Origin of the sequence: Pseudomonas oryziphila (assembly GCF_003940825.1) — a bacterium.
In the GTDB taxonomy this organism is placed as follows: domain Bacteria; phylum Pseudomonadota; class Gammaproteobacteria; order Pseudomonadales; family Pseudomonadaceae; genus Aquipseudomonas; species Aquipseudomonas sichuanensis.
This window is the reverse complement of sequence record NZ_CP034338.1, coordinates 1,572,063-1,596,628: the sequence shown is the minus strand read 5'-3', so window position 1 is coordinate 1,596,628 and position 24,566 is coordinate 1,572,063. Positions and strand designations below refer to the sequence as shown.

Sequence of the window (24,566 nt, the reverse complement as noted above, 5' to 3'; positions counted from 1 at the left end):
AGTCTACCCTAGCGCGTTCACAGCACAGATAACTTTTTCAACTTGCTCCGCCGTCATGACAGGACTTATTGGCAAGCTCAATACACGCTCATGAATTCGCTCGGTGATCGGTAACTCATATTGATTGTACGAGGGATATGCCTTTTGTTTGTGAGGCGGGATTGGATAGTGAATCAATGTACTGATGCCCGTTTTTTCAAGCTTCTGCCGAAGCTCATCACGCGTCTCAACCTGCAAAACATAAAGATGAAACACATGACTATCCAACGCGTCGACTGACAGGCCTTGCGCGATAGGATGCGAGACAGACGAATTGACGATATTATCCGCATAGGCAATCGCGATCTCACGTCGCCTTGCAGTGTCACCATCGAGGTACTTCAACTTGACCCTTAGCAATGCCGCTTGCATCTCATCAAGCCGGCTATTCAAGCCCTGGTATAAGTTCTTGTACTTTTCCATGCTGCCATAATTTCCCAGCGCACGGATAACTTGAGCCAACTCGCCATCATTTGTAGTGACGGCACCTGCATCTCCCAGCGCCCCTAAATTCTTGCCTGGATAAAAGCTAAAGCCTGATGCATGACCAAGTGCGCCCGCTTTTTTTCCGCATGGGCCTTTAGCACCATGCGCCTGCGCCGCATCTTCCAGCACCAGCAGATCGTATTTTTTTGCCAAGGCGTTTAGCCCTTGCATATCCGCAAGCTGACCATACAGATGGACAGCAATGATCGCTTTCGTCCTATTAGTTATTGCCGCCTCCGCCTTAATCGGACATAAGTTGTATGTGTAAGGATCAGGCTCAACCAGCACCGGAATTAGTCGATTCTCGGTAATAGCCAGAATACTCGCAATATAAGTATTAGCGGGAACAATGACTTCGTCCCCCTCTTTGAGACGCCCAAGCTCCTTCCAGGCTCGCAAGGTCAACACAAGAGCATCCAGGCCGTTTGCTACTCCCACGCAATGTTCGACGCCACACCAAGCCGCGAACTCCGCCTCAAATGCCTTTACCTCCCCCCCCTGGACATACCAACCGGAATCGATAACACGAGCACTAGCTTCGACCAGTTCATCCCTGTACCGCGAATTAATCTCTTTTAGATCGAGAAAGCTTATCATGATTCAATATACCTAATGACTTTGGCTGGGTTACCCACAACAACTGCATTGTCCGGAACATCACATGTCACAACGGCACCTGCACCAACCATTGCACCCGCTCCGATCGTCACGCCCGGCAACAAAGTCGCATTGGCCCCAATACTGGCTCCGCGCCTGACCGTCACCCCGACAAAGGCTTCCGGGTAAATCTTCGATCTGGGCATGGGATCGTTCGTGAACGTGGCATTCGGACCAATGAATACATCGTCCTCAATGCGAGTACCCGCCCAGAGAAAAACGCCAGACTTAATAGTTACGTTATCACCAACAAACACATCCCCTTCGATCAGGGTATGCGCACAGACATTGCAGTTGCGACCAATAACAGCACCAGGCAAAATAACTGAATACTGCCAAACTCTGGTTTGCTCACCTAAACAGGCACTTTGAACATCCGCCAATTTATGAATTTTTGGCATGATCAACTTCTTTCAAAAAATCATTGAAAACTCGGATATAGTCCGACTCATCATAGTGTTCACTTGCAAGCACGAGCAATACACAATCGTCACTAAAGTCGTGCATCTCACGCCAGACAAGATTTTCCACCAAAAGACCCTTGGTCGGATTATCAAGCCAAACTTCTTCACGCACCAGCCCATTATCAAGGGCCATTCTGCACTTACCTTTAAGGCAAATGATCACTTGACTAAGATTGTGGTGTGCGTGATATCCACGACTTGCATTCGTCGCAGTATCGAAGATGTAGTACACACGTTTGATTTCGAACGGAATGCACTTTTCCTGTCCGATTTCAACTGCAACCAGACTACCTCGTTTATCACCCAGACTTTGAAAATCAATCCATCTAATTAAATCCATTTGCCACATCCATAATAAAATGTTGATTTTCCCCTATCACCCGCCAACAAGTAATAGATAGAATTAAACGGACATGAGTCGAGCAGTCAAAATTTTTGAAACACCCTTACTCGTGGACTTAGCACCTAAACCGGAGGCACACTTGCTTAAGCGCTCCTCTACGAGTGGATAGCACGCGCGTACGGCACCTGTTAGAAAAGGGCACACGCCTATCTCATCACTGCTCGGGAATATACCACATGTGACTAGTTCGGCGCGCCGGTGACCCAGCAAAACCAACGAGCGCTAGCTTTGAAGAAGCCAGTCGTGGGAGGATACGGGCAAACGCTAAACACAATCATTCTCAGTAACTAATAGGCGTTAGATTCTGTCGTAAATCCCGAGAAACTGTAGGGTTTCCAGCCATCTACGAAAAGGAACTCTGTGCTGGCAAAGCGTAACGAACTCTCGAATAAGGCCTGGACTGTAGTCGTAGATCTCTTCACTGAAACTCGTGGCCGAGAGCGACCCAGACTGAGTGACCACTTGATGCTCGGCGGCATGCTTTGGGTGCTCTTCCCCTGGGCCGCGCGGCGTGATGTGCAGGAACGTTTTGGGCCGTGGTCAACGGCGTATCAACGGTTTCGGGACTGGCGTCATCAGGGGACATTCGATCAGATGCTCAAATGATTGCACCTGAGACCGAATGAACAAGTCTTGATCGATCTGCAATCCTGGAGATCGTGTCCATGGAGGTGCTGTAACTCATCAGGGCCTTGATCACTGAGTTTGCTGCTTAGTTGATCACGACCAACAGCTTGGCATGCGGATTATCGCTGACCGTCTCGAAGGCCTCCAACTGCATACATCGCAGTTGCAAGCACCACTCGTCGCTCTACTCCTGCAGCATTGCGCCTACCAGCCGTGTGTTGCAGGGTCGTTAGGAAAGATGCCCACGACGTCGGTGCGACGCTTGATCTAGGCGATGAGCCGTTCCTGTGGATTGGTGCTGTGCAACTGCTGTCGGTGCGATTTGGGAAGCGCCATGTGTGCCTGCACTCCATCCTCGCAGCCGCCCATGCGCGCCGCGATCTTGGGGTACTTTTCGCGCAACTGATCAGCGACCAGGCGCCACTGCTGGTGGCATTCGGTTAGGCTGTCCTGTGCGAGGCCACAGCGTTGCGCATGAAGTGCACGCAGCAGCACTGCAAGGTCGCATCAGGCTTCGCAGAAGTCCGTCCAGAACGGTTCAGCTTCCGAACAACCCGCATGCCCAGGACATCGCGGCCACCATTGGTGTTCACGGCCACGACGATTAAGACGGCGACCGAGATGATGCGCCCGACCTCCAGCACTTTGACGTAGGTGGCATCGATCCAGAGTTAGAGCCACGCCTAGCTCTTGGAGATGCCAGCTATGCCCGTAACCTGTTCTGCGGTACGTCGCAGCTCAAGAAAACCAGGAAAGTAGTTGCCTTGGCGCAGCTTCGGGATCTTCAGGTCAACACCGCCGGCGCGGGTTTGCCAAAGGCGATCCCGGTAGCCGTTGCGGCTATTCATGCGGTCTGGGCTTTTGACATCGAAGCCAGCGCCGCATAGACCTTCAACATCGAACCCCTATTCAGCAATTGTGATATCCAATTCATGACCCAACTGCTGGAACTTGCGCCTCATGACCTGCGCAAGTGTCTGCTTTGCAGCCCTCTCACCGTGCACCAGCACTACCCTACGACAGGGCTCTTTCTGCCCCATGGCAAAGCGCACCAACCCTGCCTGGTCTGCATGCCCCGAGTAACCGCCCAGCGTCACCACCTTGGCCCGAATCTCGTACATCTGCCCATCCAGATCGATCTGGACAAATCCTCCTGCCCCCTCGCTTGCCTGAATCACCGCACCCGGCGTGCCCTTGGCCTGATACCCCACGAACATCACCTCATGTCGCGGATCAGCCAACATGGCCTTGAGGTAATTGACAATCCGCCCACCCGAGCACATGCCATTACCCGCGATCACGATGGCCGGGCGACCGGTACTCTTGAGGTAGTTGACGACCTGTTGATGCCGGGCATGGGTGTCGACCGTGATGAGCTGGCGAAATCCCAGTGGATCACGCCCCTGGACCAACCGCTCCCTGGCCTCGGAACGCCAGAATTGATGCAATTCCCTGTACACACGGGTAACCCGCTGAGCCTGCGGAGAGTCGAGAATCACAGGCAGATGGGACCAGTCAGGGAAGTCACCAGCGACCTCGCCGGCCGGCTTGTTCAACAGATTCTTGTGATGGAGCAGATCCTCCAGCTCATAGAGCAACTCCTGAGTCCTGCCAAGACTGAAAGCAGGGATCAGGATCGTGCCCTGATCAAGCAAAGCACGATCAATAGCCGCCTCCAACTGCTGACGCCGCCCACTGCGATCCGGATGCAGGCGATCGCCATAGGTGCTTTCCAACACCAGCACATCAGCGCGCTCGGGTGGCAGCAACGGGCGCAACAATGGATTGCCGCAGGCCCCCAGATCACCCGAGAAGACCACTCGAGTACTGCTGCCATCCAGTTCCACCTCGCACTCGATATACGCCGAGCCAAGCAGATGCCCTGCCCGCTGAAGCCGGATACTGCAACGCAGCGCCGGACGCTCGACGAGCACATGCCAGCACTCGAACGGCACCGGGACAATATGCTGCTCCAGGAATGCCACGTACCGAGCCACCTGCTTTGGCTCATTGCTGACCCCAAGCCTGTACGCGTCCTCCAGGACGATCGGCAACAACCTGGCCGATGGCTCACTACAAAAGATGGGGCCACGAAAGCCTGCAGCAAAAAGGGCAGGTATGCGCCCAACGTGATCAAGATGGACATGGGTGACGATCAAGGCCTGGATGCCGGAGACATCGAAGCCGAGCGTGGCGTTAGGCACCCCAGGCGCGACCTCCAACCCTTGCTCCAGCCCGCAATCAATCAGCAGGCTGGTGACAGGATCGAGATGAAGCTGATGACAGGAGCCGGTTACCCCGCGGGTACCGCCATGATGGGAAATCGAGGGAAAGTGCATTCTGCTGAGTCCTTCGGCAGGCTGGGAAGAGGTGATCCATTAACCCATCCCTTCAACCCGCGACAAAGAACGCGAATGCGCCGACATCAGTGAGAAAAGTCTCAACTCCCGGAAAGCATTTCCCGGCGTACTGCTGCGCGGATCCTGCGCTTACCCTGCATCAGCCCATAGGCCCCGAGCAGCGGCCCTACCGCCAGCCCGACCACCAGCGCAGCCAGCACCAGCACGGCTACCGGCATCTGCGGTGCGGACCAACCGAACAATACCAGGGCAACCGACTGCTGGTTCTCCAGCACGAAGAACACCACCACCGCCGCCAGCAGCAGCACGAACAGCACCACCAAGGCGCGCTTGAGATTACGCATCAGAGTGTTCCTTGCATTCAGATAGGTTCGTGCTCGTCTTCATTGACGCGATCCCGCAGCTCTTTGCCCGGTTTGAAGTGCGGCACGAATTTGCCTTCGAGGCTGACCGACTGGCCGGTCTTGGGGTTGCGGCCTACCCGCGGAGCGCGGTAGTGCAAAGAGAAGCTGCCGAAGCCGCGAATCTCGATGCGATCCCCGGTCGCCAGGCACTGCGACATCTGTTCAAGCATGGTCTTGATGGCCAACTCGACGTCCTTGGACGAGAGCAGCCCCTGATGGGTGACAATACGTTCGATCAGCTCCGACTTCGTCATATTTTTCCCTTCGTTATCAAGCAGCTAGATCATTGCTTAATCAGTTTGTAGCACGCCCCGGCACATTTGAACAGGGTAGTTCTTGACTAAAAGAAAAAATTCAAGATAAGGCTACAATCCGCCTCAACGGTGACTACCGATAGCCCAGAGCGGGAACTACTGAACTGCAGGCACAAAAAAGGGCGACCGAAGTCGCCCTTTTTCTTACCGATCAAACAGAACTCAGTTCTGCTTGGCCATTGCTTCGCGCAGCAGCGCAGCCATGGTGGTATCGGCAGCCGCTTCCGGAGCGTTTTTCAGGCTCTGGATGGCTTCGCGCTCTTCAGCATCGTCCTTCGACTTGATGGACAGGCTGATGACGCGGGACTTGCGGTCGACGCTGATGATCTTGGCTTCGATCTCTTCGCCTTCCTTCAGCACGTTACGGGCGTCTTCAACGCGGTCACGGCTGATTTCGGAAGCTTTCAGAGTAGCTTCGATGTCGTCGGCCAGGGTCACGATAGCGCCCTTGGCGTCAACTTCCTTGACGATACCTTTGACGATAGCGCCCTTGTCGTTGATCGAAACGAAGTTGGAGAACGGATCGTCTTCCAGCTGCTTGATGCCCAGGGAGATGCGCTCGCGCTCTGGGTCAACCGACAGGATGACGGTTTCCAGCTCGTCGCCCTTCTTGAAGCGACGCACGGCTTCTTCGCCAGCTTCGTTCCAGGAGATGTCGGACAGGTGAACCAGACCGTCGATGCCGCCGTCCAGACCGATGAAGATACCGAAGTCGGTGATCGACTTGATGGTACCGGTGATCTTGTCACCCTTGTTGAACTGGCCGGAGAAGTCTTCCCATGGGTTGGACTTGCACTGCTTGATGCCCAGGGAGATACGACGACGCTCTTCGTCGATGTCCAGAACCATGACTTCCACTTCGTCGCCAACCTGAACGACTTTCGACGGGTGGATGTTCTTGTTGGTCCAGTCCATTTCGGAAACGTGTACCAGACCTTCAACGCCTTCTTCCAGCTCAGCGAAGCAGCCGTAGTCGGTCAGGTTGGTAACGCGAGCAGTCACGCGAGTGCTCTCTGGGTAACGGGCTTTGATAGCAACCCATGGGTCTTCACCCAGTTGCTTCAGACCCAGCGAAACGCGGTTGCGCTCGCGATCGTACTTCAGGACCTTGACGTCGATCTCGTCGCCAACGTTGACGATCTCGGACGGGTGCTTGATACGCTTCCAGGCCATGTCGGTGATGTGCAGCAGACCATCGACGCCGCCCAGGTCAACGAACGCACCGTAGTCGGTGAGGTTCTTGACGATACCTTTGACCTGCTGGCCTTCCTGCAGCGATTCCAGCAGAGCTTCGCGCTCGGCGCTGTTTTCGGCTTCCAGGACGCTGCGACGGGAAACGACAACGTTGTTGCGCTTCTGGTCCAGCTTGATGACCTTGAACTCCAGCTCTTTGCCTTCGAGGTGGGTGGTGTCGCGCACTGGGCGGACATCAACCAGGGAGCCCGGCAGGAACGCACGGATGCCGTTAACGTCGACAGTGAAGCCGCCTTTAACCTTACCGTTGATAACGCCCTTGACCACTTCTTCAGCAGCGAAAGCAGCTTCCAGAACAATCCAGCACTCGGCGCGCTTGGCTTTTTCACGGGACAGCTTGGTTTCGCCGAAGCCGTCTTCGACCGCGTCCAGCGCAACGTGAACTTCGTCACCGACCTTGATGGTCAGTTCGCCAGCTTCGTTGTAGAACTGCTCGAGCGGGATGACACCCTCGGACTTCAGGCCAGCGTGTACGGTAACCCAGTCGCCGTCGATGTCGACAACGATACCGGTGATGATGGCACCCGGCTGAAGATTGAGGGTTTTCAGGCTTTCTTCAAAGAGTTCTGCAAAGCTTTCGCTCATTTTAATTCCTGTAGATTCGGGCGAAAAAGACGCCCATAGCCACATTCCAGACAATGTGGGTTTCGTTAAGTTAAGAAGTGCTGACAGGACGTTGACTGGTGCCCCTGCCCGCTCTCCTCTCCATCAGACCAAGTCGCGCAGGGCGAGCTCGCTTCTGATGCGTTGCAGCACCTGCTCGATGGACAACTCCGTGGAATCCAGCTGGATCGCATCGGCCGCCGGCTTGAGCGGGGCCACTGCGCGCTGGGTGTCGCGCTCATCACGCGCACGGATCTCATCTAGCAGACTCGACAGACTAACATCTTCGCCCTTGCCCTTCAACTGCAGGTAACGGCGACGGGCACGCTCCTCGGCACTGGCGGTGAGGAACACCTTCAACGGCGCGTCCGGGAACACCACCGTACCCATGTCACGGCCATCGGCGATCAGCCCGGGCGCCTCGCGGAAAGCCCGCTGGCGCTGCAGGAGCGCCTCACGCACGGCCGGCAGCGAGGCGACCATCGAGGCGCCGGCACCCACCGTTTCGGTGCGGATGACATTGCTGACATCTTCACCCTCGAGAATGATCTGCTGCAGCTTGCCAGGCTCGGCGGCGATGAACTGCACGTCCAGATGGGCCGCCAGGGCCTTGAGCAGCTCTTCGTTGGTCAGGTCGACACCATGGTTGCTGGCATTGAATGCCAGCAGGCGATACAACGCGCCGGAGTCGAGCAGACGCCAGCCCAGCTCACGGGCCAGCAGCCCTGCGACCGTACCCTTGCCCGAGCCGCTTGGCCCGTCGATGGTGATGACCGGCGCTAGCGAATTCACGACTTGCCCTCTTCTGCGACGCGAATACCGACTTCCTTGCACAGCGCCAGGAAGTTGGGGAACGACGTGGCGACGTTGGCGCAGTCATGAATGACGATCGGTGCAGTGGCGCGCAGCGATGCGACGCTGAACGCCATGGCAATACGGTGATCACCGTGACCGTGCACCTCACCGCCGCCGATCTGGCCGCCATCGATGATGATGCCGTCAGGGGTAGGCTCGCACTTCACGCCCAGCGTGATCAGGCCGTCGGCCATCACCTGGATGCGATCCGATTCCTTGACCCGCAGCTCTTCGGCACCGCGCAGTACCGTACGCCCTTCGGCGCAGGCGGCAGCGACGAACAGCACCGGGAACTCGTCGATGGCCAGCGGCACCAGCTCTTCAGGGATGTCGATACCCTTTAGCTTGGCGCCACGCACACGCAGGTCGGCCACCGGCTCGCCGCCGACTTCACGCTGGTTCTCCAGGGTGATGTCGCCGCCCATCAGGCGCAGGATGTCGATCACGCCGGTACGGGTCGGGTTGATGCCGACATGCTCCAGGACCAGCTCGGAACCTTCGGCGATCGAAGCAGCCACCAGGAAGAACGCCGCGGAAGAGATGTCCGCTGGCACTTCGATACGGGTCGCGGTGAGCTTGCCGCCGGACTGCAGCGAGGCGACCGGGCCATTCGATGCAACCGAGTAGCCGAAGCCACGCAGCATGCGCTCGGTGTGGTCACGGGTCGGAGCCGGCTCGGTGACGGTGGTGGTGCCTTCGGCGTACAGGCCCGCCAGCAGCAGGCAGGACTTAACCTGGGCACTGGCCATCGGCAGCGTGTAGGTCAGGGCTTTGAGCTTGGCGCCGCCACGGATGGTCAGCGGCGGACGCCCTTCCGGACCGGTTTCGACCACTGCGCCCATTTCGCGCAGCGGGTTGGCCACGCGGTTCATCGGGCGCTTGGACAGCGAGGCGTCGCCGGTCATGGTCACGTCGAACGGCTGGCCGGCCAGCAGGCCCGAGAGCAGGCGCATCGAGGTGCCGGAGTTACCGACATAGAGCGGGCCAGGCGGCGGCTTCAGGCCATGCAGGCCGACACCGTGAATGGTCACGCGGCCATGTTGCGGGCCCTCGATGACCACACCCATGTCACGGAATGCCTGCAAAGTGGCAAGCGCATCTTCACCTTCGAGGAAGCCTTCGACTTCGGTGGTGCCTTCGGCCAGGGAGCCGAGCATGATCGAACGGTGGGAAATCGATTTGTCGCCCGGTACGCGAATCCGTCCGGATACGCGGCCACCAGGTTGGGCCAGGAAAATCAGGTCGTTGGCGTTCATAGCGTCCACATAGGCCCGGCGGGCAAGGATTTTACTGAAATGCTCGCGGGCAACCCGGGCGCGGGTGAACACACCCAGCAGTTGGTGCCCGTCTCCAGCATCGACCGCGTCGCGCAAGGCGTCGAGGTCGCTGCGAAATGTATCGAGAGTACGCAGGACCGCTTCCCGGTTGGCGAGGAAGATGTCATGCCACATGATCGGGTCGCTGCCGGCGATTCTCGTGAAATCGCGGAAGCCCCCCGCAGCGTACCGGAAGATGTCCAGGTTTTCATTGCGCTTGGCCAGCGAGTCGACCAGGCCGAATGCCAGCAGGTGCGGCAGGTGACTGGTGGCAGCCAGCACTTCGTCGTGGCGCTCCACCGGCATGTGCTCGACATCGGCGTCCAGCGCGCGCCACAGCCGATCGACCAGGGCCAGGGCAGCGGGGTCGGTTTCAGCCAATGGCGTGAGAATGACCTTGTGCCGGCGGAACAGCGCGGCATTGGAAGCCTCCACCCCGCTCTGCTCGGAACCGGCGATCGGGTGACCCGGGACAAAGCGCGACAGACCCGCGGCGAAAGCCTCACGGGCGGCGCGCACGACATTGCCCTTGGCGCTGCCGACATCGGTGATGACCGCATCGCCAAGGTCAAGCTGCGCCAGGCGCGCCAGAACCTTCTCCATGGCCAGGATCGGCACGGCCAGCTGGATCACGTCGGCACCGACACAGGCCGCAGCCAGGTCCGCCTCACAGCGATCGACCACACCCAGCACTACCGCCTGCTTGCGCGATTCGGCATCCAGATCGACACCGACCACTTCGCGACACAGGCCGCTCTCGCGCAGGCCTTTGGCGAAAGAGCCACCGATCAGGCCGAGGCCGACGACAACCAGGCGGTTGATCAGTGGAACGGGATTATTTGTTACAGCATTAACCACGAGCGCGAACCCTGTTCAAAAACATGCCAGTCAGTGAGACCGCAGGGGGCTGCTGCGCAACCCATCGCTGGCAAGCCAGCTCCCACAGGGCCGGCGACACACCGATCTTTGTGGGAGCCAGTTTGCCGGCGATGGGCCGCAAAGCGGCCCCAGCAAAATCGATCAAAGCACCGCTTTCGGATAAGAGCCCAACACCTTCAGCGCCACAGCCTCCTGGCTGATCTGCTCGAGCACCGCCTTGATCAGCGGATCGCGGTGATGGCCGACGAAGTCGATGAAGAACACGTAGGTCCACTTGCCACTGCGCGACGGACGGGTCTCGATGCGCGTCAGGTCGATGCCGTTCTCATGGAAGGGCACCAGCAGCTCGTGCAGCGCGCCCGGCTTGTTGCTCATGGAAACGATGATCGACGTCTTGTCGTCGCCGGTCGGCGGCACTTCCTGGTTACCGATCATCAGGAAGCGCGTGGAGTTGTCCGGGCGATCCTCGATCTTCTCGGCCAGGCGGGTCAGGCCATACAGGTTCGCCGCCATGTCGCCGGCGATCGCCGCCGAGTTCCACTCACCCTTGACCCGCTTGGCTGCCTCGGCGTTGCTTGAAACCGCCACGCGCTCGACATTCGGGTAATGCGCGTCCAGCCACTTGCGGCACTGGGCCAGCGACTGGGCGTGGGAGTAGATGCGGGTGATGCTGTCGGTCTTGGTGTTCTCGCCCACCAGCAGGTGATGGTGGATGCGCAGCTCGACCTCACCGCAGATCACCATGTCGTGCTCGAGGAAGCTGTCCAGGGTATGGCTGACCGCACCCTCGGTGGAGTTCTCCACCGGCACCACGCCGAAGTTGACGGCACCGGCCGCCACTTCGCGGAACACTTCGTCGATGGCCGCCATCGGGCGACTGATCACGGCATGGCCGAAGTGCTTCATGGCCGCGGCCTGGGTGAAGGTCCCCTCGGGGCCGAGGTAGGCAATCTTCAACGGCTCTTCAAGCGCCAGGCACGACGACATGATCTCGCGGAACAACCGCGCCATCTCTTCGTTGCCCAGCGGGCCCTTGTTGCGCTCCATCACGCGCTTGAGCACGGCAGCTTCGCGCTCAGGGCGATAGAACACCGGCTTCTCGCCTTCGGCCAGCGAGGCGGTCTTGACCCGCGCCACTTCTTCGGCACAGCGCGCGCGGTCGCTGATCAGCTCGAGGATCTTCTCGTCGAGGCTGTCGATGCGTACGCGCAGGGCCTTGAGTTCCTGTTCGGACATCAGCCGTGCTCCTTCTCGAATTCAGCCATGTAACCCACCAGCGCCTCGACCGCTTCCAGGCCCAGGGCGTTGTAGATCGAGGCGCGCATGCCGCCAACCGAGCGGTGGCCTTTGAGGTTCAGCAGGCCACGGGCGTCGGCGCCGGCCAGGAAGGCCTTGTCCAGACGCTCGTCGGCCAGGCGGAACGGCACGTTCATCCACGAACGGGCATTGACGCTGATCGGGTTGGTGTAGAACTCGCTGGAGTCGATGAAGCCGTAGAGACGGTCCTTCTTCGCCCGGTTGCGCTGCTCCATGGCCTCGACGCCGCCCTGCTCCTTGAGCCACTCGAACACCAGGCCCGAGAGGTACCAGGAATAGGTGGCCGGCGTGTTGTACATCGAGCCGTTGTCGGCCGAGACCTTGTAGTCGAGCATGGTCGGGCAGCTGCTGCGGGCACGCCCCAACAGGTCTTCACGCACGATCACCACCACCAGGCCGCTCGGGCCGATGTTCTTCTGCGCGCCGGCGTAGATCAGGCCGAACTGCGACACGTCGATCGGGCGCGAGAGGATGTCGGAGGACATGTCGACCACCAGCGGCACGTCACCGGCCTCGGGCACCCAGTCGAACTGCAGGCCACCGATAGTCTCGTTGGAGGCGTAGTGCAGGTAGGCGGCGTTCTTGCTCAGCTGCCACTCGTTCTGGCCCGGGATGGCCAGGTAGTCGTAGGGCTTGGCGCTGGCGGCGACATTGACGTTGCCGAAGCGACGTGCTTCCTCGATGGCCTTTTTCGACCAGATACCGGTCTCGACATAGTCCGCAGTGCCGTTTTCCGGCAGCAGGTTCAGCGGGATCTCGGCGAACTGCTGGCTGGCGCCACCCTGCAGGAACAGCACCTTGTAGTTGGAGGGGACGGACAGCAAGTCACGCAGGTCCTGCTCGGCCTTCTCGGCGATGGCCACGTAGTCGTCGCTGCGATGGCTCATTTCCATCACCGACAAACCCTTGCCGCGCCAGTCCAGCATTTCTGCCTGGGCACGCTGCAGGACGGCATCAGGAAGCGCGGCGGGGCCTGCGCAGAAGTTAAAGGCTCGTTTGCTCACATCCACTCTCGCTCTGCCAAATAGTACAAATCTGCAATCTTCGATACTGCACAGCCCCCTGTGGGAGCGGGTTCACCCGCGAACCCCGGCATGGCCGGGGCTTGCACCGCATCGGCGCCTTCGCGGGCAAACCCGCTGCCACAGGGTATTGCACCGCCCTTCAGGACGCTGCCGACGCTAATCAGTCAAACGGGGCGACCTTGGTCGCCCCGTTCGGGTTGTTGCACTTGCTTACTCTTGCTGCGCCTCTTCAGCGCCGGCACTGTCCTCGTCAGCGGCATCCACCGCGTCGAGCGGTACGCCCTCCTCGCCCGTCTCGATCACATCATCGAGTTCGTCCTCGGATGGTTCCTGGATTCGCTCCAGGCCCACCAACGTCTCGTCGGCAGCCAGCTTGATCAGCGTCACACCCTGGGTGTTACGGCTCAGGCTGGACACCTCGCCAACCCGCGTGCGCACCAGCGTGCCCTGGTCGGAGATCAGCATGATCTCTTCGCCTTCCTGTACCTGGATAGCACCGACCAGCAGGCCGTTGCGCCCCTTGGTACCCATGGCGATCACGCCCTGGCCACCACGACCGCGACGCGGGAACTTGGACAGCGGGGTACGCTTGCCGAAGCCACGCTCGGAGGCGGTGAGGATCTGCGCGCCGGACTCCGGGATCAGCATCGAGATGATCTGCTGCCCTTTGCCCAGTTTCATGCCACGCACGCCACGGGCGGTACGGCCCATTTCACGCACGACGCTCTCGGCGAAACGAATCACCTTGCCGGCGTCGGAGAACATCATGACTTCCTTGGCGCCGTCGGTGATGGCCGCGGCGATCAGGGTGTCACCCTCTTTGAGCTTCAGGGCGATCAGGCCATTGGAGCGCGGACGGGCGAACTGCACCAGCGGGGTCTTCTTGACGGTACCGGAGGCGGTGGCCATGAAGATGTAGGCGCCTGTCGCTTCGGCAACCCACTCTGGCGTGTCACCGTCTTCCTCGTCGACCTCCTCGACTTCTACCAGCTCGCCTTCGATCACGCTGTCGTCGCTGTCCTCCAGCTCTTCCTCAGGGTCTGCGTGCTGCTGCAGCGCCTCCAGGTCGATTTGCAGCATGGCGGTGATGCGTTCACCTTCTTCCAGCGGCAGCAGGTTGACCAGCGGACGACCGCGAGCGGCGCGGGAAGCCTCTGGGATTTCGTAGGTTTTCTTCCAGTACACCTTGCCCTTGCTGGAGAACAGCAACAGGGTGGCGTGGCTGTTGGCGACCAGCAGGTGTTCGACGTAGTCCTCGTCCTTTACGCCGGTAGCCGACTTGCCCTTGCCACCACGGCGCTGGGCCTGGTACGCGGACAGCGGCTGGGTCTTGGCATAACCACCGTGGGAGATGGTCACCACGCGCTCTTCTTCCGGGATCATGTCGCCGTAGTTGAGGTCATGGCTGGCATTGAGGATCTCGGTGCGACGGGCATCGCCGTACTCGGCGCGAATCGCTTCGAGCTCTTCGCGGATCACTTCCATCAGGCGCTCGGCGCTGCTGAGGATGCGGATCAGCTCGCCGATCTGCTCGAGAATCTCCTGATACTCGGCCAGCAGCTTCTCGTGCTCCAGGCCAGTCAGGCGGTGCAGGCGCAGGTCGAGAATGGCCTGGGCCTGTTCCGGCGACAGGTAGTACTTGCCTTCGCGCAGGCCGTATTGCTCCGGCAGGTCTTCCGGGCGGCACGACTCGGCACCGGCGCGCTCGACCATCACCTGCACGGCACTGGATTCCCAGGCCATGGCCACCAGTGCTTCCTTGGCCTCGGAAGGCGTCGGCGAAGCCTTGATCAGGGCGATGACCGGGTCGATGTTGGACAGCGCGACGGCCTGGCCTTCAAGGATGTGGCCACGCTCGCGGGCCTTGCGCAGCTCGAACACGGTACGCCGGGTCACCACTTCGCGGCGGTGACGGACGAAGGCTTCGAGCAGGTCCTTGAGGTTGAGCAGGCGCGGGCGACCGTCGATCAGGGCAACGATGTTGATGCCGAACACGCTCTGCAGCTGGGTCTGCTGGTAGAGGTTGTTGAGCACCACTTCCGGCACCTCGCCGCGACGCAGCTCGATGACGATGCGCATGCCGTCCTTGTCGGACTCGTCGCGCAGCTCGGTGATGCCTTCGATCTTCTTCTCTTTCACCAGCTCGGCGATCTTTTCGATCAGACGCGCCTTGTTCAGCTGGTAAGGCAGCTCGGTGATGACGATCTGCTGGCGACCACCGACCTTGTCGATGTCTTCGATCTCGGAGCGGGCACGCATATAAATGCGGCCACGGCCGGTGCGATAGGCCTCGATGATGCCCTGGCGACCGTTGATCTGGCCGGCCGTCGGGAAGTCCGGGCCCGGGATGAACTGCATCAGCTCATCGACCGTGATATCGGAGTTGTCGATCAGCGCCAGGCAGCCATCGATCACTTCGCCCAGGTTGTGCGGCGGAATGTTGGTGGCCATGCCCACGGCGATACCGCTGGAGCCGTTGACCAGCAGGTTGGGGATACGGGTCGGCATGACCGCCGGGATCTGCTCGGTGCCGTCGTAGTTGGGCACCCAGTCGACAGTCTCTTTGTGCAGGTCGGCCAGCAGCTCGTGGGCCAGCTTGGACATGCGCACTTCGGTGTATCGCATGGCCGCGGCGTTGTCGCCGTCCACCGAACCGAAGTTGCCCTGGCCATCGACCAGCAGGTAACGCAGCGAGAACGGCTGCGCCATACGCACGATGGTGTCGTACACGGCAGTGTCGCCGTGGGGGTGGTACTTACCGATCACGTCACCGACCACACGGGCGGATTTCTTGTACGGCTTGTTCCAGTCGTTGCCCAGTTCGCTCATCGCATACAGAACGCGACGATGCACGGGCTTCAAGCCGTCACGCGCATCGGGCAGCGCTCGCCCGACAATCACGCTCATCGCGTAGTCGAGGTAAGACTGTCTCAGTTCGTCTTCGATATTGACCGGGAGGATTTCTTTGGCCAGTTCGCCCATGAGAAGCCTGATTCCTTTTTCTGGTGAAACTTCGCCTGATCCCTCGAAGGACGAACGAAGCTCGCCGCCGCAGCGCATAGGGGTGCGACGACATACGACAAATCAATGAGTTGTACCATGGATCTGCGCAATGAAGGCCGCTTCAACGAGCGGCCTTGGAAACTGCCGGATGTTACCACAAAGGCTGGGCGCATGGGAGATATGGCAGGATGCCGCCGTGCCCCGCAACAGCCCCATCCGTTTGGAGAGGGCGAAGCTGCTGAAAACCCCTCAATGCAGGCGTTTGCGGCACATCAACTGGGCGATTTTCGCGGTGTCCGGGCGCTCGACGACACCCCTTTCGGTAACGATCACATCGATCAGGTCGGCCGGGGTGACATCCACCACCGGGTTGTAGGCCTCGACATCGGCCGTCACCTGGATGCCTTCCACCTCCAGCAGCTCCTCTTCACCGCGCACTTCCAGCGGGATGTCTTCGCCCGTGGCCAGGTTCAGGTCGATGCTGGTGCTCGGCGCCACCACCATGAAGCGCAAGCCATGGTGCATCGCCGTGACTGCCATCTGATAGGTGCCGATCTTCGCCGCCACGTCGCCATTGGCGGCGATACAGTCGGCACCGACCACCACCCAGGTAATGCCCTTGACCTTCATCAGGTGCCCGGCGGCAGAATCGGCGACCACAGTCACCGGCACGCCATCGGCAGCCAACTCCCAGGCCGTCAGGCGCGAGCCCTGCAACCACGGGCGCGATTCACAGGCGTAGACCCGCTCGACCATGCCTTCCAGCGCCGCACCCCGGATCACCCCCAGCGCGGTACCGAAACCACCGCTGGCCAGCGCCCCGGCATTGCCATGGGTCAGCAGCACCTGCTCGCTGCCCTGGTGCTTGCGGATCTGCTCGACACCGAACTGGGCCATGGTCAGGTTGGCCTCCCGATCGCTTTCATGGATGGCGACCGCCTCGGCCTCCAACGCCGCCAGCACGTCCTCATCGGGGCGAAGGCGCTGCAGGCGTTCGCGCATTCGGTTGAGCGCCCAGAACAGGTTGGCCGGCGTGGGGCGTGCCTCGCCCAGCATCATGAAGTCTTCTTCCAGGGCCTCTTCCCAGCCGTCGCCTTCCGCCAGCCGCTGACGCAACGCCAGCACCAGCCCGTAGGCGGCGCAGATGCCGATTGCCGAAGCGCCGCGCACGGCCATGTCGCCGATCGCCTCGACCACCGCCGCAACGTCGGTGCAGGTCAGCCAATGCTGCTCGAGCGGCAGCAGGCGCTGGTCGAGCAGGTGCAACGCGCCGTCGCGCCACTGGATGCCCGTCACCGTCTCCGCCGCCAAAAGTTGCTCGCGCATCGCCTCTCCCCGTCGCCCTGGCATCAAAAGCCGGCGATTATAGCGACCCTCAGCCCCGGACGCTCGGGTATACTGCGCGTTTCGCCGAACCGACCCAGGTATATGCCGCGCATGCCCACCGCCACTCCCCCTCTCGACCTGCTGCTCGTACCGCAATGGCTGGTGCCCGTGGAGCCGGCGGGGGTGGTGCTGACGGGGCACGCGCTGGGCATTCGCGACGGCCTGATCGCCTGGCTCGGCCCGCGCGAGCGGGCACCCCGGGCAAACGAGGTGCGCGAGCTGCCCGACTGCCTGCTCAGCCCCGGGCTGGTCAATGCCCACGGCCATGCCGCCATGAGCCTGTTCCGCGGGCTGGCCGACGACCTGCCGTTGATGACCTGGCTCCAGGAGCACATCTGGCCGGCGGAGGGGCGCTGGGTCGACGAAGCATTCGTGCGCGACGGCACCGACCTGGCCATCGCCGAGCAGCTCAAGGGCGGCATCACCTGCTTCGCCGACATGTATTTCTTCCCCCGCGAAGCCTGTGACCGCGTGCACCGCAGTGGCATCCGCGCACAGATCGCCGTGCCCCTGCTGGACTTCCCGATCCCTGGCGCACGCACCCCGGAAGAAGGCCTGCAGCTGGCCATCGAGCTGTTCGGCGACCTGCGCCACCACCCGCGCATCAGCATCGCCCTCGGCCCGCACGCGCCCTACACGGTCAGTGACCAGAACCTGGAAAAGATCCGCATCATCGCCGACCAGCTCGACGCGCCGCTGCACATGCACATCCACGAGACCGCCAGTGAAGTCGAGCAGGCGCTCAACGACACCGGCGAGCGCCCGCTGGCGCGCCTTGCTCGCCTGGGCCTGCTCGGCCCCAACCTGCAGGCGGTGCACATGACCCAGGTCAGCGACGAAGACTTGGCGCTGCTGGTAGAAAGCAACACCAGCGTGGTCCACTGCCCGGAATCCAACCTCAAGCTGGCCAGCGGCTTCTGCCCGGTGGAGCGCCTGTGGCAGGCCGGCGTGAACGTGGCCGTCGGTACCGATGGCGCGGCCAGCAACAACGACCTCGACCTGCTCGGCGAAACCCGCACCGCCGCCCTGCTGGCCAAGGCCGTCGCCGGCAGCGCCACCGCCCTGGATGCCCACCGGGCACTGCGCATGGCCACGCTCAATGGCGCCCGGGCGCTGGGCCTTGAGGACGTGACCGGCTCACTGGAGCCGGGCAAGGCCGCCGACCTGGCCGTGTTCGACCTGTCCGGCCTGGCCCAGCAACCCGTGCACGACCCGGTTTCGCAACTGATCTACGCCACCGGCCGCGACTGCGTCAAGGACGTCTGGGTCGCCGGCCACCCCCTGGTGCAGGACCGCCGCCTGACGCGGATGGACGAGCAGGCCCTGGCCGCCACGGCTCGCACCTGGGGAGCCCGCATCGGCGGGCGCAACGAATGACTGGCTGGCAGCCACGGCTGCCGCCCCGTGACACTCTTTATCGAAGTTTCAGAGGACTGTTCAGATGAGCAACGTCGACCACGCCGAAATCGCCAAGTTCGAAGCCCTGGCCCACCGCTGGTGGGACCGCGAAAGCGAGTTCAAGCCCCTGCACGACATCAACCCGTTGCGCGTCAACTGGATCGACGAGCGGGTCAGCCTGGCCGGCAAGAAAGTGCTCGACGTCGGCTGCGGCGGCGGCATCCTCAGTGAAGCGATGGCCCAGCGCGGCGCCACCGTCACCGGCATCGACATGGGCGAGGCACCGCTGGCGGTGGCCCAGTTGCACCAGCTGGAGTCCGGCGTCGAAGTCGAATACCGGCAGATCACCGCCGAGGCCCTGGCCGAGGAAATGCCCCAGCAGTTCGACGTGGTCACCTGCCTTGAAATGCTCGAGCACGTGCCCGACCCGTCCTCGGTGATCCGCGCCTGCTACCGCATGGTCAAGCCCGGCGGCCAGGTGTTCTTCTCGACCATCAACCGCAACCCCAAGGCCTACCTGCTGGCCATCGTCGGCGCCGAGTACATCCTCAAGATGCTGCCGCGCGGCACCCACGACTTCAAGAAGTTCATCCGCCCCTCCGAACTGGGCGCCTGGAGCCGCGCTGCCGGCCTGGAAGTGAAGGACATCATCGGCCTCACCTACAACCCGCTGACCAAGCACTACAAGCTGAACAACGACGTCGACGTCAACTACATGATCCAGACCCTGCGCGAGGAATGAGCATGCGCCTGCGAGCAGTACTCTTCGACATGGATGGCACCCTGCTGGACACCGCGCCGGACTTCATCGCCATCTGCCAGGCGATGCTTGCCGATCGCGGCCTGCCGGCCATCGACGACGCGCGCATCCGCGACGAGATTTCCGGCGGCGCCCGCGCCATGGTGGCCGCAACCTTCGCCATGGACCCGGACGCCGACGGCTTCGAGGCCCTGCGCCAGGAGTTCCTCGAGCGCTACCAGCGCGACTGCGCGGTGCACAGCAAGCTGTTCGACGGCATGGCCGAGCTTTTGGCCGACATCGAGCGCGGCAACCTGCTGTGGGGCGTGGTCACCAACAAGCCGGTGCGTTTCGCCGAGCCGATCATGCAGCGCCTGGGCCTGGCCGAGCGCTCGGCGCTGCTGATCTGCCCCGAGCACGTGAAGCGCAGCAAGCCCGACCCGGAGCCGATGATCCTCGCCTGCAAGACGCTGAACCTGGACCCGGCCAGCGTGCTGTTCGTCGGTGACGACCTGCGCGATATCGAGTCTGGCCGCGATGCCGGCACCCGCACCGCCGCCGTGCGCTATGGCTATATTCATCCACAGGACAACCCCAACAACTGGGGCGCCGACGTGGTGGTGGACCACCCGCTGGAGCTGCGCAAGGTGATCGACAGCGCACTGTGCGGCCGCTGATTTCAAGTCGCAGCGTCAAGCTTCAAGCCTCAAGAAAGAGCCGCTCCAACACTGATCCGCTTTCTCTTGTAGCTTGCCGCTTATAGCTTGCAGCTCATATCCAAGGACAGACCTATGTTCGACTACACCGCCCGCCCCGACCTGCTCAAAGGCCGGATCATCCTGGTCACCGGCGCCGGTCGCGGCATCGGCGCCGCCGCCGCCAAGGCCTATGCCGCCCTGGGCGCCACGGTCCTGCTGCTGGGCAAGACCGAAGCCAACCTCAACGAGGTCTACGACCAGATCGAAGCCGCCGGCCATCCGCAACCAGCGGTCATCCCGTTCAACCTGGAAACCGCCCTGCCGCACCAGTACGACGAACTGGCGGTGATGATCGAGGAGCAGTTCGGCCGCCTCGACGGCCTGCTCAACAACGCCTCGATCATCGGCCCGCGCACGCCGATGGAGCAGCTGTCGGGCGACAACTTCATGCGGGTGATGCACATCAACGTCAACGCCACCTTCATGCTCACCAGCACCCTGCTGCCGCTGCTCAAGCTGTCGGACGACGCCTCGGTGGTGTTCACCTCCAGCAGCGTCGGGCGCAAGGGCCGGGCCTACTGGGGCGCCTATGGCGTGTCGAAGTTCGCCACCGAAGGGCTGATGCAGACCCTGGCCGACGAGCTGGAAGGTGTGGCGCCGGTACGCGCCAACAGCATCAACCCGGGCGCCACGCGCACGGCGATGCGGGCACAGGCCTACCCGAGCGAGAATCCGCAGAACAATCCGCTGCCCGAAGAGATCATGCCGGTGTATCTGTACCTGATGGGGCCAGATAGCAAGGAAGTGAACGGCCAAGCGCTGAACGCGCAATAAACCCTGGATTGCCGGGGCCGCGGTGCGGCCTTTCGCCGGCAAGCCGGCTCCCACAGGGTTTATGCGATCCCGTGGGAGCCGGCTTGCCGGCGATTAGGCCTGCAAACCCAACAACGATCCTCAGCCCGCCGCCAAGGCCGGGCGCAGCCGCCCTTGCTGGCGCCCTTCCAGCTGCATGCAACGCTCCAGGAACAGGAACATGCAGTCGTAGCTCTTGCAGATCGCCCGGCGCAGTTCGGTGCGCAGCCCCAGCGTAGGGTTCTCCCCCGCCAGGGTGCAGATGATCTCCAGCGCTTCCCACGGGTGCGCATCATCATACTGGGCGTGCATCTTCAGCCACTTCATCGCGCGCTTGCGGGTTTCGTCGGGGAAACCTTGGGCGTAAGTATCATTCGCGCAGACCACCGCCGACCACTCGCCTGTGGCACCTTCGATGGCGTAGTTGGTGGCGGCCATGGCGATGGCCAGTGACTCGGTGGCGCAGACCCGCCAGCACCAGTCGTTGAGGCCGTTGAGCTCTGGCGGCACTTCCTGCGCCTGCAACTCGTGCAGGTGAATACCGTGGGCCTGGCACCAGTGCACCCAGTAGTCGGCATGGTTCAGTTCGACGCGAATATTGCGCATCAGCCAGCGCCGCGCCATGTCTTCACCGGCGTGGCGCCCGTAGCGGGTCTTGGTAAGGTTGTGAGCCATGTACAACGAGAACTGCTCGACCACCGGCCAACCGCCGATCAGGTACTGGCGCACGGTCGCCGGGCGCAGCTGACCATCGCGCAGGCGCTGGTAGAACTCATGCTCGACCACCCTGCGCTTGCTTTCGCGGCAATCCTCGATCAGTTGCTGGGCCCAATCCGGATAACTGGCCGGATCCATCAAGGGTCCGATCCTTATGAATGAATCAATCACTGTCAGCTCCTTGATTCCCTGTGATTCCCGGGCTGTATTCAGCGAAAGGTCCCCGGCGCCCGGTGCAACAGGGGTCTCGCGGCAATCCGTTGGCGCTGCAGGCTGTCGCAGGTGAACACCTGCGGCCGCTCTATGAGATAACCCTGGGCGTAATCCACGCCGATTTCCTGCAAAGCCTGTTCGATCAACGGCGTCTCGACGAACTCGGCGATGGTGCGCTTGCCCATCACATGACCGATGTGATTGATCACCTCAACCATAGCCCGATTGATCGGATCGTCGAGCATGTCTTTGACAAAACTTCCGTCGATCTTCAGGAAGTCTACCGGCAAATGTTTCAAATAGGCGAATGACGACATCCCGGCGCAGAAGTCATCGAGGGAGAACTTGCAGCCCAGCCCTTTCAATTCATTGATGAATCGAATTGCGCTTCCAAGATTGGCAATTGCGCTGGTCTCGGTTATTTCAAAACAGATGAGCCGTGGCGGGATATCGAACTCGCCAAACAGCCGTTGCAGGTATTCGAGGAAGTTGTCATCACCGATACTCGCCCCCGACAGGTTGATCGCGCACAGGGCCAACGGCCCTTCGCGCCCCTCGTCCAGGCATTGGCGGATCACCTGGAACACACTGCGTACCACCCAGCGATCGAGGGCCGTCATCAACCCGTAGCGCTCGGCCGCAGGGATGAAGCTGTTGGGCAGGATGGTGCGGCCACTTTCATCGTGCAGACGCAGCAGGATCTCGATATGGCCGGGGCCTTCCTGCCCTTGCAGGGGGGCGATTTCCTGGGCGTACAGGCAGAAGCGGTTCTCCTCCAGCGCCACATGCAGGCGCTGGATCCAGGCCATCTCGCCAAAGCGCATGGACAGCTCGCTGTCGTCGGCGTGATACACCTGGACCCGGTTGCGTCCTTTCTCCTTGGCCATGTAGCAGGCCATGTCGGCAGCCCGCAGCGACGCCTCCAGGGTGCTCGGCGCCTGGGCGATATGCACCAGACCAATACTCACGGTGGTGACGAATGGCCGGCCCTTCCACACGAAATGCAGGCTTTGCACCACCTGGCGCAACTGCTCGGCAATGCGCTCGGCCTGCTCCGGCGGGCAGTTCTCCAGCAATACGCCGAATTCGTCGCCGCCCAGGCGCGCCAGGGTGTCACCCTCGCGCAGGCCCGACTGAAGCACCGCGCAGATATGCCGCAGCAACTCGTCGCCGGCGGCATGGCCAGAGGTGTCGTTGACCAGCTTGAACTGGTCGAGGTCGAGGAACATCAGCGAGTGGCGCCCCGCCTGACGCATCAGGGTGTTGAGCGCCTGCTCCAGGCGATACTCGAACTCGCGGCGGTTGGCCAGCCCGGTGAGGGCGTCATGGGTCGCCTGCCAGGACAGGTTGGCGATGTATTGACGCTCCTGGGTCATGTCGTGGAGCACCACGACGATGCCGCTGACCTGGCCGTCGGTGAGTATCGGCGAACCCACCAGGTTGATGGACACCGTGCTGCCATCCAGGCGCTGGATCAACCGGGCATGTTCGTCGCTGCCCTTGAGGCTGCCGCTGAGCACCTGCTCGACCAGGGTCCGGCTGTCCTTCTCGGCGTTCTCGTCGAGCAGGCTGAACAACGCCGCCAGTGGCAGGCCCTCGGCCTGGGCGGCCTGCCAGTGCGTCAGCTGCTCGGCAGCGGGATTCATGAAGGTGATACAGCCATCGACGTCGGTGGTGATCACCGCATCGCCGATCGATTCGAGGGTTACCTGCGCCCGCTCCCGCTCTTCCTGCAAGGCACTGGCGAACGCCTGGCGCTGGGCCAGCAGCTTGCTTGAGCGCAGCCAGGCCATGACGATGAGGAACAGCGCAGTGATCAGGTTGGTGAGCATCAGCACTTTGAGCAGCGCCCGCGAGCCCTCGCCCAGGGCATCGCTGAAGGCCTTGGCCGCCGGGGTCACGCCATCGTTGATGGCGACGATGCGGGCCTTCCATTGCGCCACCTGGCCGGCGTCGACAGCACCGCCGACAAAGCCCTCGCGCATTTCGCCGGCCAGCACATCGAGCTGGCGCAAGTAGTCGTCGCCAATATCCCAGTAATCGATGGCGGTCTGCATGTAGCTGATGTTGCGAAAGTTGCGGTAGAACCAGATGATCCGGGCGACATCGTCCGGGTGGTTGCCGCCCTGCAGGATGCCCTTGCGCGCGGCCTCGATGTCTGGCTCCGGCCGGTCGAGCGCCAGGCGCAGGTTGTGGTCGCCCTGGGGCACCAAAATGGCCTGACGATAGCGTTGGTAGGTCAGCGGATGCCGGTCGTCGGCGTACAGACTCAGGTAGTAGATGGCGTCTTTCTGCGCCTTGGACCACAGGCTTTCCCCCGCCACGTAGGCGCGTACCGAGGACAACGCATAGAGGCTGAGGCTGCCCAGCAGCACCTGGAAGACCACAACGGCAACGAAAGGCCAGATGATGCCCAGCAGCCTTGGCGCTTCGAGAGTCCGATTTCCCTTCATGTAGTCCCTGTCACGGCGGCAGATAAGGCACGAATCGACCTAGACACAGCACAGCGTAGGCCATTTGCCATGAAGCAGCGACAAGCGACAAGCCTCAAGCGACA

19 protein-coding genes and 2 pseudogenes are annotated in these 24,566 nt (G+C 61.5%); 5 read left to right on the top strand and 16 right to left on the bottom strand.

The genetic code is table 11. From position 1 onward, the window contains the following. Positions 1 to 3: 3 nt before the first annotated feature. The 3 genes from EJA05_RS07510 to EJA05_RS07500 are packed head-to-tail and all read right to left on the bottom strand — an operon-like array spanning position 4 to position 1,986. Positions 4 to 1,122, bottom strand: a complete 1,119-nt coding sequence (locus EJA05_RS07510; RefSeq protein ID WP_125857816.1) for a DegT/DnrJ/EryC1/StrS family aminotransferase — start codon at positions 1,120 to 1,122, stop codon at positions 4 to 6. Continuing rightward, positions 1,119 to 1,583: an acyltransferase gene (locus tag EJA05_RS07505; protein WP_125857815.1), complete on the bottom strand. Its 465-nt coding sequence runs from the start codon at positions 1,581 to 1,583 to the stop codon at positions 1,119 to 1,121. Before EJA05_RS07505 ends, EJA05_RS07510 begins: the two co-directional genes overlap by 4 nt. Beyond that, entirely contained in the window at positions 1,567 to 1,986 is a 420-nt protein-coding gene (locus EJA05_RS07500; protein WP_125857814.1) for a sugar 3,4-ketoisomerase, read from the bottom strand. Before EJA05_RS07500 ends, EJA05_RS07505 begins: the two co-directional genes overlap by 17 nt. 426 nt (positions 1,987 to 2,412) lie before the next feature. Between EJA05_RS07500 and EJA05_RS07495 the strand changes: the two are divergent. Then, positions 2,413 to 2,652 (top strand): annotated as a pseudogene (locus EJA05_RS07495) (transposase); the annotation flags it as partial. A gap of 109 nt (positions 2,653 to 2,761) precedes the next feature. Here the strand turns inward: EJA05_RS07495 and EJA05_RS07490 are convergent. From EJA05_RS07490 to mtnA, 11 genes and pseudogenes are all read right to left on the bottom strand, one after another. Beyond that, positions 2,762 to 3,578, bottom strand: a pseudogene (locus EJA05_RS07490) (transposase); the annotation flags it as partial. A gap of 3 nt (positions 3,579 to 3,581) precedes the next feature. Then, a complete protein-coding gene (locus EJA05_RS07485) occupies positions 3,582 to 5,015 on the bottom strand; it encodes an MBL fold metallo-hydrolase RNA specificity domain-containing protein (protein WP_125857812.1) in 1,434 nt (477 codons plus the stop codon). A gap of 101 nt (positions 5,016 to 5,116) precedes the next feature. Next, positions 5,117 to 5,380, bottom strand: coding sequence for a lipopolysaccharide assembly protein LapA domain-containing protein (locus tag EJA05_RS07480; RefSeq protein ID WP_125857811.1), 264 nt, complete (start codon positions 5,378 to 5,380; stop codon positions 5,117 to 5,119). 17 nt (positions 5,381 to 5,397) lie between these two features. Further along, positions 5,398 to 5,694 (bottom strand): integration host factor subunit beta, encoded by a 297-nt coding sequence (ihfB, locus tag EJA05_RS07475; RefSeq protein ID WP_110992525.1) that lies wholly within the window; start codon positions 5,692 to 5,694, stop codon positions 5,398 to 5,400. 222 nt (positions 5,695 to 5,916) lie between these two features. Continuing rightward, positions 5,917 to 7,593 carry a 30S ribosomal protein S1 gene (gene rpsA, locus EJA05_RS07470; RefSeq protein ID WP_110992524.1) on the bottom strand — a complete coding sequence of 559 codons (1,677 nt, stop codon included), beginning with the start codon at positions 7,591 to 7,593 and terminating at the stop codon, positions 5,917 to 5,919. A 123-nt stretch (positions 7,594 to 7,716) separates the two neighbouring features. Beyond that, positions 7,717 to 8,403 (bottom strand): (d)CMP kinase, encoded by a 687-nt coding sequence (gene cmk / locus EJA05_RS07465; protein ID WP_125857810.1) that lies wholly within the window; start codon positions 8,401 to 8,403, stop codon positions 7,717 to 7,719. Next, a complete protein-coding gene (locus EJA05_RS07460) occupies positions 8,400 to 10,640 on the bottom strand; it encodes a bifunctional prephenate dehydrogenase/3-phosphoshikimate 1-carboxyvinyltransferase (protein ID WP_125463105.1) in 2,241 nt (746 codons plus the stop codon). The genes cmk and EJA05_RS07460 overlap by 4 nt, the downstream gene beginning before the upstream one ends. A gap of 162 nt (positions 10,641 to 10,802) precedes the next feature. After that, complete coding sequence (gene pheA / locus EJA05_RS07455; RefSeq protein ID WP_110992521.1) at positions 10,803 to 11,897, bottom strand: prephenate dehydratase; 1,095 nt, start codon at positions 11,895 to 11,897, stop codon at positions 10,803 to 10,805. Further along, complete coding sequence (serC, locus tag EJA05_RS07450) at positions 11,897 to 12,982, bottom strand: 3-phosphoserine/phosphohydroxythreonine transaminase (RefSeq protein ID WP_125463103.1); 1,086 nt, start codon at positions 12,980 to 12,982, stop codon at positions 11,897 to 11,899. The genes pheA and serC overlap by 1 nt, the downstream gene beginning before the upstream one ends. A gap of 231 nt (positions 12,983 to 13,213) precedes the next feature. Further along, positions 13,214 to 15,985 carry a DNA gyrase subunit A gene (gyrA, locus tag EJA05_RS07445; RefSeq protein WP_125463102.1) on the bottom strand — a complete coding sequence of 924 codons (2,772 nt, stop codon included), beginning with the start codon at positions 15,983 to 15,985 and terminating at the stop codon, positions 13,214 to 13,216. 270 nt (positions 15,986 to 16,255) lie between these two features. After that, positions 16,256 to 17,332 carry an S-methyl-5-thioribose-1-phosphate isomerase gene (gene mtnA, locus EJA05_RS07440; RefSeq protein ID WP_125857809.1) on the bottom strand — a complete coding sequence of 359 codons (1,077 nt, stop codon included), beginning with the start codon at positions 17,330 to 17,332 and terminating at the stop codon, positions 16,256 to 16,258. A gap of 111 nt (positions 17,333 to 17,443) precedes the next feature. Here mtnA and EJA05_RS07435 point away from each other — a divergent pair, with 111 nt between their 5' ends. The 4 genes from EJA05_RS07435 (at position 17,444) to EJA05_RS07420 (ending at position 21,061) form a co-directional block, all read left to right on the top strand. Beyond that, complete coding sequence (locus tag EJA05_RS07435; RefSeq protein ID WP_125857808.1) at positions 17,444 to 18,769, top strand: TRZ/ATZ family hydrolase; 1,326 nt, start codon at positions 17,444 to 17,446, stop codon at positions 18,767 to 18,769. 64 nt (positions 18,770 to 18,833) lie between these two features. Continuing rightward, positions 18,834 to 19,532 carry a bifunctional 2-polyprenyl-6-hydroxyphenol methylase/3-demethylubiquinol 3-O-methyltransferase UbiG gene (gene ubiG / locus EJA05_RS07430; protein WP_110992516.1) on the top strand — a complete coding sequence of 233 codons (699 nt, stop codon included), beginning with the start codon at positions 18,834 to 18,836 and terminating at the stop codon, positions 19,530 to 19,532. Between the two features lie 2 nt (positions 19,533 to 19,534). Then, the gene (mupP, locus tag EJA05_RS07425; protein WP_125857807.1) at positions 19,535 to 20,206 is read left to right on the top strand and encodes an N-acetylmuramic acid 6-phosphate phosphatase MupP; all 672 of its coding nucleotides are present in this window, start codon (positions 19,535 to 19,537) and stop codon (positions 20,204 to 20,206) included. A 114-nt stretch (positions 20,207 to 20,320) separates the two neighbouring features. Then, positions 20,321 to 21,061 (top strand): YciK family oxidoreductase, encoded by a 741-nt coding sequence (locus EJA05_RS07420; RefSeq protein ID WP_110992514.1) that lies wholly within the window; start codon positions 20,321 to 20,323, stop codon positions 21,059 to 21,061. A 120-nt stretch (positions 21,062 to 21,181) separates the two neighbouring features. Here the strand turns inward: EJA05_RS07420 and EJA05_RS07415 are convergent, their stop codons facing one another. After that, positions 21,182 to 21,967, bottom strand: a complete 786-nt coding sequence (locus EJA05_RS07415; RefSeq protein ID WP_110992513.1) for a TenA family transcriptional regulator — start codon at positions 21,965 to 21,967, stop codon at positions 21,182 to 21,184. Positions 21,968 to 22,005: 38 nt separating this feature from the next. Then, positions 22,006 to 24,462: an EAL domain-containing protein gene (locus EJA05_RS07410; RefSeq protein ID WP_125463096.1), complete on the bottom strand. Its 2,457-nt coding sequence runs from the start codon at positions 24,460 to 24,462 to the stop codon at positions 22,006 to 22,008. Between the last annotated feature and the right edge of the window lie 104 nt (positions 24,463 to 24,566).

Coding starts and splice junctions, on each gene's coding strand:
- EJA05_RS07510 (WP_125857816.1), bottom strand. CDS start 1,122: ATGATAAGCTTTCTCGATCTAAAAGAGATTAATTCGCGGTACAGGGAT.
- EJA05_RS07505 (WP_125857815.1), bottom strand. CDS start 1,583: ATGCCAAAAATTCATAAATTGGCGGATGTTCAAAGTGCCTGTTTAGGT.
- EJA05_RS07500 (WP_125857814.1), bottom strand. CDS start 1,986: ATGGATTTAATTAGATGGATTGATTTTCAAAGTCTGGGTGATAAACGA.
- EJA05_RS07485 (WP_125857812.1), bottom strand. CDS start 5,015: ATGCACTTTCCCTCGATTTCCCATCATGGCGGTACCCGCGGGGTAACC.
- EJA05_RS07480 (WP_125857811.1), bottom strand. CDS start 5,380: ATGCGTAATCTCAAGCGCGCCTTGGTGGTGCTGTTCGTGCTGCTGCTG.
- ihfB (WP_110992525.1), bottom strand. CDS start 5,694: ATGACGAAGTCGGAGCTGATCGAACGTATTGTCACCCATCAGGGGCTG.
- rpsA (WP_110992524.1), bottom strand. CDS start 7,593: ATGAGCGAAAGCTTTGCAGAACTCTTTGAAGAAAGCCTGAAAACCCTC.
- pheA (WP_110992521.1), bottom strand. CDS start 11,897: ATGTCCGAACAGGAACTCAAGGCCCTGCGCGTACGCATCGACAGCCTC.
- gyrA (WP_125463102.1), bottom strand. CDS start 15,985: ATGGGCGAACTGGCCAAAGAAATCCTCCCGGTCAATATCGAAGACGAA.
- mtnA (WP_125857809.1), bottom strand. CDS start 17,332: ATGCGCGAGCAACTTTTGGCGGCGGAGACGGTGACGGGCATCCAGTGG.
- EJA05_RS07435 (WP_125857808.1), top strand. CDS start 17,444: ATGCCCACCGCCACTCCCCCTCTCGACCTGCTGCTCGTACCGCAATGG.
- ubiG (WP_110992516.1), top strand. CDS start 18,834: ATGAGCAACGTCGACCACGCCGAAATCGCCAAGTTCGAAGCCCTGGCC.
- mupP (WP_125857807.1), top strand. CDS start 19,535: ATGCGCCTGCGAGCAGTACTCTTCGACATGGATGGCACCCTGCTGGAC.
- EJA05_RS07420 (WP_110992514.1), top strand. CDS start 20,321: ATGTTCGACTACACCGCCCGCCCCGACCTGCTCAAAGGCCGGATCATC.
- EJA05_RS07410 (WP_125463096.1), bottom strand. CDS start 24,462: ATGAAGGGAAATCGGACTCTCGAAGCGCCAAGGCTGCTGGGCATCATC.